Annotated in this window: 18 protein-coding genes; 17 read left to right on the top strand and 1 reads right to left on the bottom strand. The window is 55.1% G+C overall.

Features of this window, described 5'->3' with window-relative positions; all coding sequences use genetic code 11:
• Positions 1-19: 19 nt before the first annotated feature.
• The 8 genes from leuD (at position 20) to DYE26_RS09105 (ending at position 9,250) form a co-directional block, all read left to right on the top strand.
• A complete protein-coding gene (gene leuD, locus DYE26_RS09140) occupies positions 20-610 on the top strand; it encodes a 3-isopropylmalate dehydratase small subunit (RefSeq protein WP_036623768.1) in 591 nt (196 codons plus the stop codon).
• Positions 611-1,089: 479 nt separating this feature from the next.
• Complete coding sequence (locus tag DYE26_RS09135) at positions 1,090-2,628, top strand: N-acetylmuramoyl-L-alanine amidase family protein (protein WP_036623767.1); 1,539 nt, start codon at positions 1,090-1,092, stop codon at positions 2,626-2,628.
• Positions 2,629-2,666: 38 nt separating this feature from the next.
• Positions 2,667-3,293, top strand: a complete 627-nt coding sequence (locus DYE26_RS09130) for a GerMN domain-containing protein (RefSeq protein WP_036623766.1) — start codon at positions 2,667-2,669, stop codon at positions 3,291-3,293.
• A 325-nt stretch (positions 3,294-3,618) separates the two neighbouring features.
• Complete coding sequence (locus DYE26_RS09125; protein ID WP_036623765.1) at positions 3,619-5,067, top strand: N-acetylmuramoyl-L-alanine amidase family protein; 1,449 nt, start codon at positions 3,619-3,621, stop codon at positions 5,065-5,067.
• A 21-nt stretch (positions 5,068-5,088) separates the two neighbouring features.
• Positions 5,089-5,691 (top strand): GerMN domain-containing protein, encoded by a 603-nt coding sequence (locus tag DYE26_RS09120; protein ID WP_036623764.1) that lies wholly within the window; start codon positions 5,089-5,091, stop codon positions 5,689-5,691.
• 72 nt (positions 5,692-5,763) lie between these two features.
• Positions 5,764-8,082 (top strand): S-layer homology domain-containing protein, encoded by a 2,319-nt coding sequence (locus DYE26_RS09115; RefSeq protein WP_164815271.1) that lies wholly within the window; start codon positions 5,764-5,766, stop codon positions 8,080-8,082.
• Positions 8,083-8,260: 178 nt separating this feature from the next.
• The gene (nth, locus tag DYE26_RS09110; protein WP_036623763.1) at positions 8,261-8,932 is read left to right on the top strand and encodes an endonuclease III; all 672 of its coding nucleotides are present in this window, start codon (positions 8,261-8,263) and stop codon (positions 8,930-8,932) included.
• A gap of 39 nt (positions 8,933-8,971) precedes the next feature.
• Positions 8,972-9,250: a hypothetical protein gene (locus DYE26_RS09105; RefSeq protein ID WP_036623762.1), complete on the top strand. Its 279-nt coding sequence runs from the start codon at positions 8,972-8,974 to the stop codon at positions 9,248-9,250.
• Positions 9,251-9,520: 270 nt separating this feature from the next.
• Here DYE26_RS09105 and DYE26_RS09100 read toward each other — a convergent pair whose 3' ends face one another.
• The gene (locus tag DYE26_RS09100) at positions 9,521-9,739 is read right to left on the bottom strand and encodes a hypothetical protein (RefSeq protein ID WP_036623761.1); all 219 of its coding nucleotides are present in this window, start codon (positions 9,737-9,739) and stop codon (positions 9,521-9,523) included.
• A gap of 361 nt (positions 9,740-10,100) precedes the next feature.
• On the opposite strand from DYE26_RS09100, the gene nifB reads away from it, so the two are divergent.
• The 9 genes from nifB to DYE26_RS09055 all read left to right on the top strand — a co-directional run bounded on the left by nifB (position 10,101) and on the right by DYE26_RS09055 (position 20,076).
• A complete protein-coding gene (nifB, locus tag DYE26_RS09095; RefSeq protein ID WP_051985504.1) occupies positions 10,101-11,537 on the top strand; it encodes a nitrogenase cofactor biosynthesis protein NifB in 1,437 nt (478 codons plus the stop codon).
• On the top strand, positions 11,534-12,397 hold the full coding sequence (gene nifH, locus DYE26_RS09090; protein ID WP_036623760.1) for a nitrogenase iron protein: 864 nt from the start codon (positions 11,534-11,536) through the stop codon (positions 12,395-12,397). Before nifB ends, nifH begins: the two co-directional genes overlap by 4 nt.
• Before the next feature lie 58 nt (positions 12,398-12,455).
• Positions 12,456-13,910 carry a nitrogenase molybdenum-iron protein alpha chain gene (gene nifD, locus DYE26_RS09085; RefSeq protein WP_036623759.1) on the top strand — a complete coding sequence of 485 codons (1,455 nt, stop codon included), beginning with the start codon at positions 12,456-12,458 and terminating at the stop codon, positions 13,908-13,910.
• Entirely contained in the window at positions 13,907-15,439 is a 1,533-nt protein-coding gene (gene nifK / locus DYE26_RS09080; RefSeq protein ID WP_036623758.1) for a nitrogenase molybdenum-iron protein subunit beta, read from the top strand. The genes nifD and nifK overlap by 4 nt, the downstream gene beginning before the upstream one ends.
• Positions 15,440-15,521: 82 nt before the next feature.
• The gene (nifE, locus tag DYE26_RS09075) at positions 15,522-16,889 is read left to right on the top strand and encodes a nitrogenase iron-molybdenum cofactor biosynthesis protein NifE (protein WP_036623757.1); all 1,368 of its coding nucleotides are present in this window, start codon (positions 15,522-15,524) and stop codon (positions 16,887-16,889) included.
• A complete protein-coding gene (nifN, locus tag DYE26_RS09070; protein WP_051985503.1) occupies positions 16,879-18,204 on the top strand; it encodes a nitrogenase iron-molybdenum cofactor biosynthesis protein NifN in 1,326 nt (441 codons plus the stop codon). Before nifE ends, nifN begins: the two co-directional genes overlap by 11 nt.
• Positions 18,179-18,589, top strand: a complete 411-nt coding sequence (locus DYE26_RS09065) for a NifB/NifX family molybdenum-iron cluster-binding protein (protein ID WP_036623755.1) — start codon at positions 18,179-18,181, stop codon at positions 18,587-18,589. The genes nifN and DYE26_RS09065 overlap by 26 nt, the downstream gene beginning before the upstream one ends.
• A 16-nt stretch (positions 18,590-18,605) precedes the next feature.
• Positions 18,606-19,205 carry a DUF269 domain-containing protein gene (locus DYE26_RS09060; protein ID WP_036623754.1) on the top strand — a complete coding sequence of 200 codons (600 nt, stop codon included), beginning with the start codon at positions 18,606-18,608 and terminating at the stop codon, positions 19,203-19,205.
• Positions 19,206-19,245: 40 nt separating this feature from the next.
• Entirely contained in the window at positions 19,246-20,076 is an 831-nt protein-coding gene (locus DYE26_RS09055) for a HesA/MoeB/ThiF family protein (protein ID WP_240534147.1), read from the top strand.
• The last annotated feature ends 21 nt before the right edge of the window (positions 20,077-20,097 follow it).

Genomic DNA, 20,097 nt, shown 5'->3' with positions numbered 1-20,097 from the left:
AAAAGGGGAGAATCGATCGATGGAAGCATTTAAAAAACTGACCGGCATCGTCGGTCCCGTGGACCGCGTCAATGTCGATACCGACGCCATTATTCCTAAGCAATTCCTTAAACGCATCGAACGTACGGGGTTTGGACAATTTTTGTTCTACGAGTGGCGTTTTGACACCGAAGGCAATGTCAATTCCGAGTTTGATTTAAACAAATCGCGCTATGAAGGAGCATCGATCCTGATCTCGCGCGCGAATTTCGGCTGCGGCTCTTCGCGGGAGCACGCGCCGTGGGCGATTCTCGATTACGGATTCCGCTGCGTCATCGCGCCGTCATTTGCCGATATTTTTTACAACAACTGCTTTAAAAACGGCATCTTGCCGATCAAGCTGTCGGAGGAGCAAGTCGAAGAGCTGTTCCAGCGCACGGCGGCCCATGAAGGCTACAAGCTGACGGTGGATCTGGAAGAAAAGACGATTAAGGACGAACACGGCCTGAATATCGCTTTTGATCTCGACGAGCACCGCCGCCAATTCCTGCTGCAAGGCCTGGACGACATCGGCCTGACGCTGCAGCACGAGGATTTGATCGCAGCTTACGAGAAAAGAAGATTCGGTTAAACTTTAGCCGTCAAAGAATGGGAGCTCCCGGTTTATGACCGGGAGTTTTTTTGCGTTCATAAGGCGGTGGCGGCCGCGTTTACGGGAGCCGCAGAAATAGCGGCGGTTTTTGTGCTTATTACCCGGATCCAGGCATGTTCATCCCCCTTAACGGCATTTCTTGTCCCTATTTTCCTATAAGTGATCAGAAAAGCAGGTGAGTTCTGACGGGCTTAAGAAAATAGCGACATAAAATTCCTTTATTTCGCTCGAATGGTCGGATACCGCCGGAATAACGCCACTTTTTGCGCTTATCCTTTTCGTTGGGCCTAAGGTGGACGGCTCGCGCGTCATCGAATGTCCGTTTTTGTAGCTCTTTGAAAATATAAGTCTATCAGGAGGCGCTATTTTCTGATATTATGGAAGTAATTAGCAGCCTTTTGCGGATGAGGATTCTTTTTGTCGGTAAATTTAACTAGGGTGAGGTAGGGATGAGGTTCATGAAGAAAATCGGCTTTTTCTTGTTTGCGTGGCTTTTTTTGCTTGGACTACCGGGATTAAGCCACGCGGCTTCGTCCGGCACGCACATTTATTTGGACGGCCAAGAGCTGGTGCAGCCGGAAAATGCGCAGGCCGGGATTGTTCAAGGGAGCGTGATGGTGCCGATCCGCGTGATCGTCGAAGGGCTTGGCTACGATGTTGCTTGGGACAAGGCGAGCAGTACGTTGACGATCAAACAGGCGGGAACCAACCTGAAGCTGAAGATCGGCGAAGAAACGGCCGTTGTGGGCGAACGGAAGGTAAAGCTGAACGGCGTTCCTTTTCTGCAGGGCGATACGACTTTGGTGCCGCTGCGGTTTGTCGGCGAGCAAATGGGGTTGAATGTAAGCTGGAACAACGAATCCAAATCCGCGTATTTATACAGTCCGGTCGGCGGTTCGGTGGACGGCGTTCTGCCCGGGCATGTCAGCGGAGCCGCGGCGCCGGACGGAGAAATCAAGGTGCCGGCGGATGAGCCGGAGCAAGACAATACATACATCCCTTCCAACGACGACGATAAAGGCATTACCGCCGATATGCCGCAGGGAGAAGGGAATGGCGGTACGGTAAACGAGCAGACCGGCCCGGCGCTCATTACGGGGATGGGCTTTGGCGAAAACCGGTTGATACTTGCGGTATCCGGCAGCGTTGAACCGAACGTGTTTACAATGACCGCTCCCGACCGGATCGTCGTGGACGTTCCGAATGCCGGGTTTGACAAGTCTTTTCTGGAGCAATATCCGCTGGACGAGTATAATAAAGGGGAGCTGGCGACCGCCGGAAATCCGGACGTGTCGAAAATCCGCTATTCTATATACAGCGAAGTTCCGGGGACGGTCCGCATCGTGATCGATCTAAACCGCGGCAGCCAATTTAAGCTGACGAATAACGGCGACGGCCTCGTCATCGTTGACTTGACGGCGGATGCAGCAAACCCGGGCCGCGATCTGGGAATAAACGGTAGGCCGATCGTCGTCATCGATGCAGGACATGGCGGCGGCCAGCCGGGGGCGACCAGCGTAACGAAGCGGCAAGAGAAGGATTTTACGCTGGCGGTGGCGTTAAAGGTACAGGCTCTGTTGGAGCAGGAGCCCGGACTCGATTTAATAATGACCCGGGATTCGGATGTGACGTTGTCGCTGCAGGATCGCGTAAAAATAGCCAATGATGCAGGCGCCGACGTGTTTGTTTCCATCCACGGCAACAGCATCGATCCGCCGGCCAATCCGAGCGGTTCGGAGACGTATTATACCCGGGAGGAAAGCATCCCCCTCGCCAACGTGATGCACAGACATCTCGTCCAGGCAACAGGGCTGGCGGATCGCAAAGTGCGCTACAGCAGTCTGCACGTGACCCGCGAGACGACGATGCCCGCCGTGCTTCTTGAAGTGGGGTACCTCAGCAACAAGAACGACGAGTCTCTCATGTATGGCGAAGAGTTTCAACAGCGCGTTGCCGAAGGCGTCGTTGCGGGGATTAAGGAATACTTGGGCCTGTGATTTTGTCGGAGATAAACGATAAACAAGGGGGTAGCGGCATGAGAAAAATGGGATGTCTTTTGCTGATCATCGCTCTGTTGGCGCTGGCGGGCTGCGGACAAAAGCCTGCAGCTATGCCGGCGGATACCGGGAATGCTTCAAACGCCGCGGAAGGCGGCGCGAATAATGGCCAGGGCCCGGCGGCCGATTCCAGCCAGGGTGCCGGTGGCGAGGGAGCGGGCCAAACCGATGCAAGCGGGCCGCAGCAAACATCGGAGCAGGTCAAGCTGACGGTTAAGGTTTATTTTACGGATAATGATCTTATAGAATTGAAGCCGGCCGAGCGTGAGATTGAGGTGCCGAAAGGGCAAGAAGACCTCAAATATGAAGAAGCGTTTAAGGCCCTGCAGTCGGCCGATCCAGGTTTGATTTCTTTATGGGAGAAAGTGAAGCTCAACAGCGCCGCTTTTTCCGAAGCGAACGGCGAGCTGGCGCTCGATATTGAGTTGCCGGACGAGGCCCGGCTCGGCGCGGGCGGCGAGGCGCTAGCCATCGATGCGCTGAAAAAGACGATGTTCCAGTTCGACGAGGTGAAGCAAATCGAGGTTACCGTAGGCGGAGAAAAGGTCGAATCGCTTATGGGCCATGCGGACCTTGAGCACCCGATCACCAGATCCGGAAGCTAAAGGAATTTTGGAAAGTTTACATGCAGAAACGAGGCTGTCCCAAAAGGTCGTCTACCTTAGGGAGCCTCTTTTTTTACGCTGTTTTTCTTCCGAAGAGTCAAATTGCCTACCTTCTTTTGGAGGGTTTGAGGCTTTGCTTTTCGCAAAATCAGGAAATGCAGTAGTTTGATAGGAAACAGTAGCAAATTATACGCAGAAAAATGCCATAATTTCGCAACTTTTCAAGGTTCGGAGCGTCTAATATGTCGTCTGGTGATGTCGAAGATTTGGGTAAGGTTTCATCGGCCGTCATGAGGCAAAAATACTAGGATGGTAGGGGTGACGAATGAGGAAAAAAAATTTGGCGGCAATGTTGTTCACTTTAATTTTATTGTTTGCGTTTTCGCAAACGGGACATGCTGCCGCGGGAAGTACCAGTGTTTATCTGGATGGAAGGGCGCTAACCTTGCCCGAAAATGGACAAGTCCAAAATGTAAATGGCAATGTGATGATTCCAATTCGTGTCGTCGCGGAGGAGCTTGGTTTTGACGTCAACTGGGAAAAAATGACGGGCACGGTAACCATACAGCAACCCGGAACAATTCTCACTTTGGCCGTCAACAAGACGACGGCAACGGTAAACGGCAGTGAGTTCATGCTGACGGTTGCCCCCATGCTGGCCAAAGATACCACGCTTGTCCCTTTGCGATTCGTGGGCGAGCAGATGGGGCTTGCGGTATCTTGGGACAATTCCAGCAAATCGGTTTATTTAACGAGTCCGAGCTCCGGCAGCGGTAGCGGCAGTATCGATAGCCCCGAGTCGGGCAACGAATCGGAGCAGCCGGGAACGCCGATCGAGCCGGAAAATGGCGGTGAATTGGCTTCCGTCAACGGCATCAGCTTTATTGACAATCGTTTGATGATCGACGTGGACAAGAACGTGACGCCGAACATTTTTACGATGAATGGCCCCGACCGGCTAGTGGTAGATCTGCCGCAAACCGTTTTTGCCGAGTCGCTTGCGACCGGCCAAACGATGGATAGCAATCAGAGCGGTATGATGGAAGTGATCGATTCTCCAGACGTGTCCAGCGTTAGATTCGCTTTGTTCAGCAGCGATCCTTGGACCGTACGCGTCGTGCTGGACCTGAATCATCAGGTGAATTATTCACTGGTAAACGAAAATGACGGACTTATTATCGTTGATTTGAATGCCGAAGCAATTGCTCCAGGGGACGGAACGGACACAGATGGCGGCTTGACTACGGTCGTGATCGATGCCGGGCACGGGGGGAAAGATCCGGGAGCGAGCAGCATCACGAAGAAAAAGGAAAAGGACTTCAACCTTGCCGTCGCTTTAAAAGTACAGCAACTGCTTTTGGAACAAGGGCCGAGCATTAACGTCGTGATGACGCGCGAGAGCGATACATATCCGACACTGCAGGATCGGGTGAAGATTGCGGAAAATGCCAATGCGGACATTTTTATTTCCATCCATGCGAATTCCGGCCCGGCGACGGCGACCGGAGTTGAGACGTATTACACCCGCTCCGAAAGCGCGGGTTTGGCGAAGGTTATGCACAAACATCTCGTGGAATCGTCGGGGCTTCCGGACCGCAAGGTGCGCACGCAAAGCCTGCACGTCACTCGTGAAACGACCATGCCGGCGGTGCTGCTGGAATGCGGATATTTAAGCAACAAAAACGACGAAGCCCTGCTATACACGGAAGAATTCCAGAACAATGTGGCACAGGGAATTGTCGATGGAATCAAAGAATATCTCGGCGTGAACTAAACGCGGGAAGGAGGAACAACCGTGAACAGAAAAGGATGGGTCATGGGGATGCTGGTTGTTTTGCTCTTGCTGAGCAGCGGTTGCGGTCAAAAACCGCAGGCCGCTCCGACCACCGGAACGGGAAACGCAGGGTCGAACGAGGCTGTCGGGGAGCCTGTGGCGGCGGCTCCGCAAAATGAAGGGCAGGGCTCGCAAGGAGAGGATAACGGGAAGGAGCAGGCACAATCGCCGCTGCAAACAACATCGATCGAGGCTTATTATACGGATGATAACATGCTGGAGTTAACGAAGGAAACCCGGCAAATTTCGTTCGAATCCGATCAAGACAAATATTTGGCGGCGCTAAAAACGCTGCAGTCCAGCGAAAATACCGGCTTGTTTGCTCTCTGGGAGAAAGCTGTTTTTCACTCGGCTACGCTTGCGGATGGAGTATTGACGGTCGATATGTCGCTGCCTGATGAGGCGCGCCAAGGTGCCGGCGGAGAGGCGCTGGCGATCGAAGCGCTGACCAAAACGCTGTTTCAATTTCAGGAAGTTAATGCCATCGAGCTGCTCGTTGACGGGGAAAAGGTCGACACCTTGATGGGACATGTCGAATTAGATCATCCTCTGTTAAGAAATTAGGGGAAAATTGAAGGAACTCGCCTGCCCGCGTCGAACATGACAAGGAGAACTTTTTTAAAAGGGGAGAATTGGATGGCATCATTTAAACGCAGTTCTCGAAGAAATGCCCATAGAGCGGTTTCCGCCATGCTCGTAACGGCGATGTGTTTCAGCGGAGGCGCAGCAGTGTTCGCCGATGAGATGTCTTCCACATCTACGGGAACTTCGCAAACGATTTCCTCAACGACGTCGTTGTTCAGCGACGTGGCGAACGGTTTTTGGGCGGAAAAACATATATATAAGCTGGCCGCCGAAGGGATCATTCTTGGCGATGCCGGAAAATTCCGGCCGGGGGACGTCGTAACGCAGCAGGAAGCGATCACGATGGCGATTCGGCTAATGAATCTGGAATCCCAATTGGGCAACGGCTCGAAAGTCCCGGCGGATTTGAAAGTCGGCAACTATTTCAAGCCTTATCTGGAGCTGGCGTTGTCCAAAAATCTGCTGGATAAGAACGAGGAAATCGCCGCAACGGCGGACAAAGAATCCTGGGGCGAGAAAAAAGCGACGCGCGAGTGGGTTGCCAAAATTCTCGTTCGGGCCTTGGGAAAGGACGCTGAAGCGAAAGCTTCGGCAACCTTGTCCACGGGTTTTGCCGACCAATCGAGCATTTCCGTGAATGCCCGCGGATACGTGAATGTCGCGGTTCAATTGAAAATTACGACCGGGGTTGAAGGCAAAAAGTTCGACCCGCAAGGGAAAGTGACGCGTGCGCAAATGGCTGCGTTTTTAAGCCGTGGCAGTGAGTATATCAGCGCCAACTATAAGAACGCGTATGAAGGCATCGTCACCAATTTGACAGGCGACAGACTGACGTTATACGCGAACGGACAAACGAAAACCTTTGCTTTGGACAACCGTACCGCTTATTTCGCCAAAGATTCCGAAGTCAAAATCAACAAAAGCCAATTGAAGCTGTACACGAAAGTTTTGGCGGTTGATAAGGCGGGTTCGGCCGCTTACGTTGAGATCATCGATCCGGCGGAGCAGTTGGACAGCGTGGAAGGAACGATGCTGCGGATACTTGGCGACAACCGCTTGCTGCTGCTCGTCGGTAACGAGCCCGAGACGATTGTGTATGACGATAGCACGGTTTTCCTGGATCAAAGCGGCAAAGCGATCAAACCGGCTAATCTCCAGCCGGACACCAAGATGGTCGTTAAACGGGAAACTTACTCCGGCCAGCACAGGCCTATCATCATTCAATCGACCGTGTTAAGCAAGAATGGAACCGGTGTGATCGAAGCGGTTTATGCGGACGGCAACACCGTTACCATTAAAGATCAAGACGGCACGACGGGGAAGTATGAAGTCGATAAAAATGCGCTGCTCCAGTACCAAAATCAACTGATGAGCTTAAGCGAATTGCAAAAAGGCGCTGCTGTTCAATACACGGTAAAAAACAGCGTTCTCGTCTCCCTCAAAGTGACCGGAAGCACGGAGCGGGCGCTCGAAGGGACGTTGCTGGAAATCGGCACCGACGCCAACATGCTGACGATCAAAAGAAGCGGCGGTGCCCTGGAAACGAGGCTGCTTGACGATAAGCCTGTGATTAAGATCGCCGGGATTGCCAATCCCGGCATCGACGATCTGATCGCCGATCTGAACAATGGGGACCAAGTCAAGCTGACGCTGAACAGCACCGATGTTGTAACCGGAATCGAGGTTCTCGGACGCAATGTGAAGCATCTCAAACAAGCGACCGTCGTTTCCTACGATACTAAACTGCAGGCCCTGATGGTTATGGACTCGGAAGGAAAACCGCATGCGTTTACGCTGGATGATAAGACGGAAGCGTATTACGACTCCGATTATGATGATCTAGATTTGGATGAGCTCGAGGATCTTCTGACTAAAAATCGAATTGTTAATATCGCTTATTTGGGTGACCGGGTGGTTTCCGTTCAGGTCATTTACAAATACGTCGGCAAGTTTGTGGAGGCGGACACTTCCAACAAAGAGATCGTAATTGAAGTGGAGGGGGAACTCCTCAGATTGCCTTACAACTCGAGTTTGGATATGGAGATTTCCGGAAAATCAAAACCTACCTTTAATGACTTCTCTAAAGGGGATCCGGTTGTAGCTGTTCTGGATTCCAGACAAGACAAGGTAGAATTGCTTGGCCTCAGAATCTCCAAACAATTTGAAGTAGCGTATGTAAATGCTTCGAGTGACCGCATCGGCATAAGTAAAGACAATTTCAGCAACTATATTTATGTGAAGGACGCCCGGTTTTTGGATAATAACGGAAATGTCATCAAGTTGTCCGATTTGCATGAAGGGGATACGATCAGCATTGATTTTGAAGGCCTGACGGCGGTCAAAGTGAAGAGAGTAAATTCACCAAGGTGACACAACGATTTCCGTGCAATCGCTCAAGGAAAATGATAAAATTGTTTTGTATTTCAGGCAGAGACGAGCTGGTTGAAATCGAAAAGCAATAATCGATCATTTTTCGTGAGATTAACCGTCTTGATGCGGGATGTTTCCCGGATCAAGACGGTTTTTTCTCGGGTAAAGGGGTGGAGACATGAATGCTGCAGATGTCCGTCATATATTGGACACCATCGGTGCCATGTTTCCGGATGCGCGCTGTGAGCTGAACCATAGCAACGCTTTTGAGTTAACGATTGCCGTGCTCCTGTCCGCGCAATGCACCGATGCGACCGTGAACAAAGTCACGGCGGATTTGTTCCGGAAGTATAAAACGCCTGAAGATTATCTTTCGGTTCCGTTGGAAGAGCTGGAGCAGGACATCCGCAAAATCGGTTTGTTCCGCAGCAAAGCGAAGCATATTCAAAACCTGTGCCGGATTTTGCTGGAACGATACGGGGGAGAAGTGCCGCGCGAACACGAGGAGCTGGTACAGCTGCCCGGGGTCGGAAGGAAAACGGCCAATGTGGTCGTTTCCAATGCGTTTGGCGTCCCGGCGATTGCGGTTGACACTCATGTGGAACGTGTCAGCAAACGGCTTGGGCTGGCAGGGTGGAACGATTCCGTCCTGGAGGTCGAAAAAAAGCTAATGAAGCGGGTGCCGAGGGACGAGTGGACGTTAACGCATCATCGGCTTATTTTTTTCGGGAGATACCACTGTAAAGCGCAAAACCCGAAATGCGAAGTCTGCCCGCTCCTGGACGTGTGCCGGGAAGGCAAGAAACGTATGAAAAAACCGAGAAGCAGGAAAAATAAAGAAGATGCGTAACCCAGCAGACAAAGACAATAGTAGAGGATGAGAGACCCTATGAAATGCATTTCGGTGTATACCGACAGCTTTGAGCAGTTTTCGGATGTATTTGAGCAAGTGATTGATCTGCAATTAGGCGAAAATGACGAACGCGAAGTGGAAGGTTTGGTCGTCAGCAATTCCGGCGAAGTGCCCGAGCACTACTTGGAACGGATGTCCGCCAAACCGGAGGTTGTCGTGATGAAAGACAAAACCAGAGGCATCACCATTTTGCAGCACGGAAAAGTGTTTGAAATCCTGCTTCCTTCCGATGAAGCTGCTGAGGTCGTTAGCTAACAATCCAGTAATGGGAAATTCCGGCCGTTCGGAAAGTGCGTTGATCGCGGTTTCCCTAAGCCCCGAAAAACAAACAGAATCCCTTTTGCTTAAGCCGATGAGCGTTCCTCCGGTTTAAGCGGAGGGGATTTTTTGTGCTTCCTGGACTTTTGGAGAGCTCCGGCTTAAACATTTTATAGGCTCAAAACCGAGATCGGTGCTTGACAAAATAAATTATGATAGCGTTCGTGCCTTGGTATCCCTGCATGCTCTGCATGCTGCTTTGCACGATTATCCCTCTTGTTCAGGGGGGAGAGGGTGGAGGCTAATCAAGGTCCTTTCATTTTTCCCGGTGACTTGTCCCATTCCTCCCGTGAGGTCTGCTTCACTTTTCCTAAATATCCTTCTCCTAAACCTTTTTCTCACAAACCTCCTTCTCACAAACCTCCTTCTCACAAACCTGTCTAACGCTCCCGAACTAATGATCTCGAACAGGTCTGCTTCTCCCAAACCTGTTTTCTTCTCCTGAATTTATCTTCCTCTCTGCCTCCGGATCAAATGGGATAATCGTGCAAAGCATCTGGGCAGCGGGTGTTAATCTGCTGACCAACCCGCCGGCCATTGATGATTATGTAAGCAATTGAGAATTTGAAATGTAAACGCATCCATGTGATTCGCATGTTAATTAATATGACATAAATTTTGACCGATTTGTTAACTTGCTGCGAAATGGACGGAATTTGGTGATACGTTAATTGACGTAGTTTTAACGTGAAACTATGATATAGATAAATTTTTACAGTTTATTCAAATTATTCGGGCCCGTTGATTTGGAAAGCTGACACTGAAGGAATAGAAAGGAGAGGAACGCATGGATCCCATAAGCGCGGACGTCCGCCCAATCTTAAACAGCGACATCGCCAGGCACCCCTGCTACAGCGAAGCGGCGCACCGTTATTTTGCGCGGATGCACGTGCCGGTGGCACCGGCTTGCAATATCGGGTGCCATTATTGCAACCGAAAGTTTGACTGCGTTAACGAGAGCAGGCCCGGCGTCGTCAGTGAAGTGCTGACTCCGGAAGAAGCGGCCCGCAAAGCGGCCGGCGTCGCCGCCCAGCTTCTGCAATTGTCCGTCGTCGGCATTGCCGGTCCGGGCGATCCTCTGGCCAATCCGGATAAGACGTTCGATACGTTTCGCCGGATCCGCAGCGCCGTTCCGGATGTTACGCTTTGCCTTAGCACCAACGGCCTAAACTTGATGAAATACCTTGATCAAATCGTTGAACTTGGCATTGCCCATGTCACGATCACGATCAATGCGGTCGATCCGGATATCGGCAGCCAAATTTACGGTTGGGTATATGACGAAGAATCGGGCCGCAAATATGAAGGCCGGAAAGCGGCAAGCTTGCTTATCACCCGCCAACTGCTCGGGCTGAAAGCCCTAAGCGACAAAGGGGTGCTGGTCAAAGTCAACTCGGTGCTGATCCCGGGCGTCAATGACGTGCATATGCCGGTTCTGGCCGGCATGGTGAAGCGGTTAGGGGCTTTTATGCACAACATTATGCCGCTCATCATCGCTCCGGGCAGCCGTTACGAACAGGAGGGCCGCGAGGCGCCGCCGCCGAAGCTGCTGCACGCCGTCCAAGAAGCTTGCGGCGGAGCGGGGGCGCAACTCATGAGGCATTGCCGGCAGTGCCGCGCCGATGCCATCGGCCTCCTGGGAGAGGATCGCAGTGGCGATTTCACTTGGGAGCGGCTTGCATCGGCGCCGCCGCTTGACCCGGCAGCGCGGGAGCGGCTGCAAGCCGACCTGGAGGAGAAAGTGAAGCGGCTGGCGGAACGCCAAGCGGCGAAAGCGGCTGCCGGACGCCGGCCGGAAGGCGGGTGTGCTTGCCCCGCGGCCACCGCTTCGGGAGCGCCTGCGGAAACTGCTGGCTATAGGCTGAGAGCTGCAGTCGCTTCCCGGGGCGAAGGCCGGGTCAACCTGCATTTCGGCCATGCCAAGGAATTTATGGTGTATGAGACCGACGGACAGGATGTTACCTTCCTCGGGATTCGCAAAGTGCAGGCTTATTGTCACGGCAAAGCGAGCTGCAATGGGGATAAAGCGGCGACGCTGCAGGAAATTATCGACAGCTTAAGCGATTGTTCGGTGCTTTTTTCGGCGGGCATCGGCAAAGTACCCGAAGCTAAGCTGAAGGCGGCCGGCATCATCCCGGTAGTCAAACCTGGCCAGATTGAAGAACTGATTTTGCAGCATGCCAAATATGAAACCAAATTTCTAAAATGGAGGTCATTCCTATGAGACAAATCGCATTTTACGGAAAAGGCGGAATCGGCAAATCGACGACTTCGCAAAATACGCTGGCCCAGCTGGCCAAAAAATTCAATCAACAAATTATGATTGTCGGCTGTGACCCGAAAGCGGACTCTACCCGGCTGATTCTGAACACGAAAGCGCAGCAAACCGTTTTGCATTTGGCGGCGGAGCGGGGTTCGGTCGAGGATTTGGAGCTGGCGGACGTCATTCAGGAAGGGTTCGGCGGCATCCAGTGCGTGGAATGCGGCGGTCCGGAGCCGGGCGTCGGCTGCGCGGGACGCGGCATTATAACGGCGATCAATTTCCTCGAAGAGGAAGGCGCCTATGAAGGGCTGGACTTCGTTTCCTACGACGTGCTTGGCGACGTGGTTTGCGGCGGTTTCGCCATGCCGATCCGTGAGAAAAAAGCGGAGGAAATTTACATCGTCTGCTCCGGCGAAATGATGGCCATGTACGCCGCCAACAACATTGCGCGCGGCATTTTGAAATACGCCAACAGCGGCGGCGTCCGCCTCGGGGGCTTAATCTGCAACAGCCGCAACACGGACCGCGAGGATGAGCTGATCACCGAGCTTGCCCGCCGCCTGAACACGCAGATGATCCATTTCGTGCCGCGGGATAACGTGGTGCAGCATGCCGAACTGCGGAGAATGACCGTCACCCAGTACAACGAAAGTCATTCCCAAGCCGCCGAATACGAGCAATTGGCCGACAAAATTCTGCACAACGACATGCTGACGATTCCGACGCCGATCAGCATGGAGGAACTGGAAGACCTGCTGATGGAGTTCGGGGTCATCGAAAACGAGGAGGAGGCCGCGAAGCGGATGAAAACCGCGCTTTAAGCGCGGCCGCGCCGTAGATTCCAGATTAGGAGATAAATAAGGAGCGGGAGGTTGGAGAATGGGAACGACGGACGTGATCCAAAAGAAACAGCTCGTCGAGGAGATGCTGGAGATCTTCCCGGAGAAAGCCAAAAAAGAACGCAAACGCCATTATGAGGTAATGGAGGAGGACTACAAGCAGACTAACTGCAAATGCGCCATCAAATCCAACGTCAAGTCGCGGCCGGGCGTGATGACGATCCGCGGCTGCGCCTACGCCGGCTCCAAAGGCGTGGTATGGGGGCCGATCAAGGACATGGTCCACATCAGTCACGGGCCGATCGGCTGCGGCCAATACAGCTGGGGCACGCGGCGGAATTATGCCAGCGGTATGTTGGGGATCGACAACTTTACAGCGATGCAGGTGACCAGCGATTTTCAGGAGACGGATATCGTGTTTGGCGGGGACAAAAAGCTGGAGCTCATTTGCCGGGAAATCAAGGAGATGTTTCCGCTGGCCAAAGGGATTACCATCCAGTCGGAATGCCCGGTCGGCCTGATCGGCGACGACATTGAAGCCGTGGCCAAAAAAATGAGCAAGGAGCTGGGTATCCCGATCGTGCCGGTGCGCTGCGAAGGCTTCCGCGGCGTCAGCCAGTCGCTCGGCCATCATATCGCCAACGACGCCATCCGCGACTTTCTGATGGGCCGGGCGGAGCTGAAGGAGTGCGGGCCATACGATGTCAACATCATCGGCGATTACAATATCGGCGGGGACGCCTGGGCGTCGCGGATTTTGCTGGAGGAAATGGGCCTGCGCGTTATCGGGCAATGGTCCGGCGACGGTACGCTCCAGGAGATCATGACCGCGCATAAAGCGAAGCTGAACCTCATCCATTGCTTCCGCTCGATGAACTATATGTGCGAGGTGATGGAGAATCAGTACGGGATCCCGTCCTTGGAGTACAACTTCTTCGGTCCGACCAAAACGATCGAAAGCTTGCGCAAGATCGCGTCATTTTTCGATGAGACAATCCAGGAAAATTGCGAAAAAGTCATCGCCCGCTATAAGGACGAAATGGACGCGGTAGTCGCCAAATACCGTCCGCGCCTCGATGGCAAGAAGGTCATGCTGCTGATCGGCGGCTTGCGGGCCCGGCATACGATCGGCGCCTATGAGGACCTGGGCATGGAAATCGTGGCAACCGGTTATGAATTCGCCCACAAGGACGATTATTTAAAAACGATCCCCGAGCTGAAACAGGCAACGATCCTGATGGACGATCCGGGCGCATACGAACTGGAGGAGATCGCCCAGCGGCTCGATATCGATCTGATGGGCGCGGGCGTGAAGGAAAAATACGTTTACCACAAAATGGGCATCCCGTTCCGGCAAATGCATTCCTGGGATTACAGCGGCCCCTATCATGGTTTTGACGGGTTTAAGGTGTTCGCCCGGGACATGGATATGGCCGTCAACAGCCCGGTGTGGAATTTGGTGAAGGCCCGGCAAAAAAAGGAGGTGACGGCATGAGCGAACCTAGGACGATTTTGGACCATAACAAGCTGTTCGACAGCGAAAAATACGTCCGCCAGCGGGAAAGAAAACGCGAGTTCGAAAACGCCTGTCCGGAGGAAGAGGTGCTGCAAACCGCGGCATATACCAGGTCGCAGGAGTACGCGGACAAAAACTTTGCCCGCCAGGCGGTGGTCGTCAACCCGGCCAAAGCTTGCCAGCCGCTCGGGGCGGTGATGGCCGCCTTGGGCTTTGAAAAAACGCTGCCGTTTATCCATGGCTCGCAGGGGTGTACCGCTTATTTTCGCAGCCATTTCGCCCGCCACTTCAAAGAGCCGGTTCCCGCGGTGTCCTCTTCGATGACGGAGGACGGCGCCGTGTTCGGCGGGATGCGCAATTTGATCGACGGGCTGGAGACAAGCGTCGCGCTCTACAAACCCGAAATGATCGCGATGAGCACGACCTGCATGGCCGAGGTGATCGGCGACGACTTGTCGGCCTTTATCGGCAACGCCCGGAAGGAAGGCGTACTGCCGGAAGGAATGCCGATTCCTTTTGCCAATACGCCCAGCTTTTCCGGCTCCCATATCACCGGCTACGACAACATGCTGAAGGCGATTCTTAGTTATCTGTACGAACGTTCATCAGGGCAAGCCGTCGATCCGGCCAGCAGTGGCAAGCTGAATGTTTTGCTTGGATTCGAGCCGTATACCGGCAACTTCTCCGAACTTAGGCGCATTCTGGAGCTGTTTGGGGCGGACTACACCGTGCTGGGCGATCACAGCGGCAATTTCGATTCCGGAGCGGACGGAACTTATGCGTATTATTACGGCGGGACCCGGCTGGCCGACGTGCCGGACGCGGCGAATGCGCAGGGAACGCTGGCGCTGCAAAAATACAGCCTGCGCAAAACGGCGGAATATATCGGGGAAACTTGGGGACAGCCGGTGAAGTCGCTGCACACGCCGCTGGGCGTCGCGGCCACCGACCGGCTGCTGGAAACGATCGGCGAAATGAGCGGCAGGCCGGTCCCGGAAGTGCTGCTGCAGGAACGGGCCCGGGTCGTCGACGCGCTGACCGATTCCCACAATTACCTGCACGGCAAACGGGTGGCGATGGCCGGAGACCCGGACCTGCTTTTGGGCTTGATCGGCTTTTGCCTGGAGCTGGGGATGGAGCCGGTCCATATCGTTTGCTCCAACGGTGACGCCGAATTCGCACAGGAGGCAGGTCTGCTTCTGTCGTCCAGCCCTTACGGCGCGGAGGGTAAGGTGCATATCGGCCGCGATCTTTGGCATCTGCGCTCCCTATTGTTTAATGAGCCGGTGGATCTGGCCGTCGGCAGCAGCCATCTGAAATACGCGGCCAAAGAGGCCGGGGTGCCGCTGCTCCGGGTGGGTTTTCCGATATTCGACCGGCATCATCTGCAGCGCTATCCGATCATCGGATATCAAGGTACCTTGAATCTGCTGACCTTATTCGTAAATACGGTGCTTGAGCGGTTGGATGAAGACGCTCCGGCCCACAGCTTTGACCTTGTGCGTTAACGTACAGGGTCAATCGGTTATCCGCAAGGATGCCGGGATGCCGGGACAAGAACATTTCGGATAGCAGGAGGGATCAGAACGGATGGAAGCGATGAGTATCACAGGTTATGCCGGAATGGGCGATTCCTGCGGCAAAGAGGAACCGCAAAGCAAGCCGTGTCCGCGGCCGAAACCCGGCGAAGCCGCGGGCGGCTGCTCGTTTGACGGAGCGCAAATTACGCTTGTTCCGATCGCGGACGCGGCGCATCTGGTTCACGGTCCCAGCGCGTGCGCCGGGAACAGCTGGGGGACGAGGGGCAGCTTGTCGAGCGGGCCGCGGCTGTCGGCATACGGCTTTACGACTGATCTGGGCGAGCATGACATCATTTTCGGCGGAGAGAAAAAATTGCGCGCGGCGATCGAATATATCGCGAAGCGTTTTGCGCCGCCGGCGGTTTTTGTATATTCGACCTGCGTCTCGGCGCTTACGGGGGAAGACATCGACGCGGTATGCAAGCGGGCGGCCGCCGAACTGGGAATCGCCTGCATTCCCGTCAACAGTCCAGGATTCGTCGGCAGCAAAAACTTAGGCACCCGCCTGGCCGGGGAGGCGCTCCTTCAATACGTGATCGGCACCGCGGAGCCTGCCGCCGCCATGGACACGGCCGTGAATCTGATCGGCGAATACAACATCGCCGGCGAAATCTGGGATATCGAAAAGCTCCTAAATCAGGCCGGCATCCACGTTCGTGCCAAAATAACGGGGGACGGAAGATTTAAGGAAATTGCCGGGGCGCACCGGGCCAAAGTCAATATGATCGTGTGCAGCCGGGCGCTGCTGGGCCTCGGGGTCAAAATGGAGCGAAAATACGGGATTCCTTATTTCGAGGGATCGTTTTACGGAGCCAAGGAAACGAGCTATTCCCTGCGGCAGCTGGCTTATCTGCTGGGCAGCCGGGAGGTGGAGCGGCGCGTCGACCGCCTGGTCGAGCATGAGGAAGCCCGCGTGATGCGCGAGCTGGCGCCGCTGCGCAAACAGCTCAAAGGCAAACGGGCGGTGTTGTATACCGGCGGCGTCAAAAGCTGGTCGGTGATCTCCGCGCTGCAGGAGCTCGGGATCAAGGTGGTTGGCGTCGGCACGAATAAAAGCACCGACGGAGAGATCGCCCGGATCGCCGAACGGGTCGGAGACGACGCGGTCTACATTTCCGAAGGGGGAGCCGGGCGCATTCTCAAAACGGTGCGTGAACGCAAGGCCGACCTGGTCATCGCCGGCGGACGCAACATGTACATGGCCTTAAAGGAGCAAATCCCGTTCGTGGACATTAACCAGGAGCGGCATACCGCGTTTGCGGGTTACGACGGGTTAATCCGCCTCGCCAGGCAGGTGGCGTTTGCCCTTGAGCATCCGGTGTGGAACCTGGTGCGGACGCCGGCACCTTGGGAAAGGGAGGGACATGATGACGATTAACAAAACGAACAAGCCGCTAAGCTGCAATCCTCTGAAAATCGGCCAGCCTCTCGGCGGAGTGCTGGCGCTGCAGGGCATCTACCGTTCAATGCCGATCATCCACGGGGCATTAGGCTGCACTGCGTTTGCGAAAACGCTGCTGACGCGGCATTACCGGGAGCCGATCGCGGTGCAGACGACCGCGCTGCAGGAGATGGACGTGATATTCGATGCCGACCGGAATTTGGAGGAGGCGCTCGAGACAGTGCTGGCGAAGCATCGCCCTGACTGCGTAGGCGTCATAAGCACCGCACTCACGGAAGCGTCGGGCGCGGATTACGCCGGACGAATCAAAACCTTCAAGCGCAAGCGCAATCTCCGCGACACGCTGCTGGTGACCTGTTCGCTGCCCGATTATCGCGGCTCTCTGGAGTCGGGGTACGGCGCGATGGTCGAGTCGATCATCGACGGCCTGCTGGAGCAGACGGGGCGCAAACCGCAGCGGCCGGTAAAACGCCAGGTGAACCTGCTGCCCGGTTCTTTTCTGACGGCGGCGGACGTGATGGAGCTTAAAGAAACCATTGCTTCGTTCGGGCTGGAAGTCATCGCCCTGCCCGATATGTCCACCTCATTATCGGGGCATCTGCTGACCGGTTTTTCGCCGCTCACCCGCGGCGGGGTACCGCTGGATTCCGCCCGGCAAACGCTCCGCTCGGAGCTGACGATCGCCATCGGCTCCAGCATGGAGCGTCCCGCCCGGAGACTGCAAAATGCGGCGGGTATTCCTTACCGGGTGTTTGACGGCGTATCGGGTCTTGCGGCCAGCGACGAATTTTTTTATTTTCTGCAGGAATTCAGCGGGGAACCCGTCCCTTGGCGTTACCGCTGGCAGCGGGAAAATCTGCTCGACGGCATGCTGGACGCCCATTTCAATTATGCGGGGGCGACGGCGGTCGTTGCCCTGGAGCCGGATCATCTCGTTTCGGCGGTCTCCTGGCTGAAGGAGATGGGCGTCGGCTTTCAAGGTCTGGTCGCCTCCTGCGAGACGCCGTCTTTGCAGCGACGAGACGAGGAAATCTGGATCGGCGATTTGGAAGATGCCGAGCGGCTGGCGGCCGGGGCGGACCTATGGATCAGCAATACGCACGGAAAAAACGGGGCCGAACGCTGCGGCGCGGCGTTTATGGCGATGGGTTTTCCGGTCCTCGACGAGCTTGGAGCCTACATGTCCCTGACGGTGGGGTATCGCGGGACGATGGAACTGATCAACAAAGCGGGCAACCGGCTCATCCGAAGGGAGGAGAACCAGCATGCGCGTAGCGTTTGCCACGGATGACGGCGTTCATGTGAACGCCCATTTCGGACATAGCCCGATGTTTGCCGTCTATGAAGTCCGCCCCGGAGACGCCAGATTTTTAGAAAACCGGATCGTTCCCGCGCAAATTTCTCCGGATGAAACGGGCAAAATCGATGTGCGGATTTCCCTGATCGGCGATTGTACGCTGGTGTTCCTGATGCAAATCGGAGCATCGGCCGCGGCGCGCGTGACCCGGCGGAAAATGATGCCGGTAAAGGTGCCGCCCGGCGTTCCGATCGAGGAACAAATCGCCCGGCTGCTGGAAATGCTGCGCGGCAAGCCGCCGATGTGGCTGAGTAAAGTGCTGCTTGCCGAGGAGGAGGCCGCTTCGGAGCAAAACGGGGAGAGCCGAAAAGAGGGATAAACAAGGAGGGATCGGCATGGAAGAAGCCACATATTTGGAAGGGGGCCCGGAGCCAGGTTCCGGTTTGCCGGAGTCCGCTCTTGGTATAGCGCCAACAAGTTTCGGTTTAGCGCAAACCGATTCCGGTTTGCCGAAAACAATGGGGAGCTCCGCAAATATCGAGGAACCGGACCGGCGATTGTTAGCGGCTTTTAACCGGACTCTTAGTCAAATGATCGATGCTTACGATTACTTCGGCAAGGGCAGCGGCCTAAGCGAGGAAGAGAAGATCGCCCGGCTGCTGTTGTTTACTCCGGAGGAGAAGCAGGCGCTAAGTCAGGATTGCACGCCGAACGCCAAGCTGCGGCGGCAAGTCGAGCATGTGTTTCAAGCGCTGGCGGCGGCCCTCGAGGCGGAGACGGGGCAGCTTATGCAAAGCATGGTGGAAATGAACGGAGAAGGGTTCGGCAGGGCCATTGTGTCCAGCGGCCGGTTGATCCTTGCCTCCGTCACGCTGCGGGCCGGGCTGCGTTTTCCGTTTACTTCCGCGGCGAAGCTGGAGAAATTTGCGTTAAGCCAAATGCGGGAGGGGCTGGACTGGCTTGCCCGGCATGGGGAAGTCGCGGCTGCGCGCTGACGTGGACATCTTTTGTTTTATAAAAAGGGAGGGGGACGGCGTGCCGGAAACGACGGAGCAAAACGCGGCGAAGAAGCTGGAAAGCCTGCAATACGCGGAGGAGAAGATGGAAAGCCCGCCATACGCGGAGCAGAACCAGCAGCTTGTAAAGGAGCTTGTCCGCTATGATCGCCAGCTCAAACTGCTGGGGCGGGAGGGTCAACGCAAACTGAAGGAAGCGGCGGTGATGGTTGCCGGCATCGGCGGGCTGGGCGGAACGGCGGCGCTTTACTTGGCGGCTGCCGGAATCGGCAAGCTGATTCTGGCACATGAAGGGATCATCCGGCTGCCGGATCTGAACCGGCAAATCCTGATGGATTCCGCCCGCGTGGGCGAGGAGCGGATGACTGCGGCAGTGGAGAGCTTAAAGCGGGTCAATCCCGAGGTGATCATTGAAGGGCACAATGCCCGGATCACGCTTGCGGAAAGCGGACCATGGGTAAGAGCGGCCGATATCGTGATCGACGCGAGGTACGATTTTCCCGAACGGTACGCCTTAAACCGCCTGTGCGTCGCCGCCGGCAGACCGCTGGTCGAAGCGGCTATGTACGGGTTTGAGGTTTCCTTGACGACGATCGTCCCGGGGGAAACACCATGCCTTGCGTGTCTGTACCCCGAGCGCCCGCAGGAATGGGAACCCCTCGGATTTCCCGTTTTGGGCGCCACCGCCGGTCTGGCCGGCTGCCTGGCGGCTTTGGAGGCGGTGAAGTGGATTACCGGGGTTGGCCGTCCGTTCATCAATGTCATGCACCGGATCAACACGCTGAATATGAGCAATTATACCGTTTCGCTCCGCTGCAATCCCGACTGCGAGTGCTGCAGCAACGTTTGAAGGCTGCAGGTCTGGCGCTGC

The sequence above is a fragment of the Paenibacillus macerans genome, from assembly GCF_900454495.1.
Taxonomy (GTDB): Bacteria; Bacillota; Bacilli; order Paenibacillales; family Paenibacillaceae; genus Fontibacillus; species Fontibacillus macerans.
The sequence above is the reverse complement of the archived record's forward strand: the minus strand, read 5'-3'. Positions and strand labels throughout refer to the sequence as shown.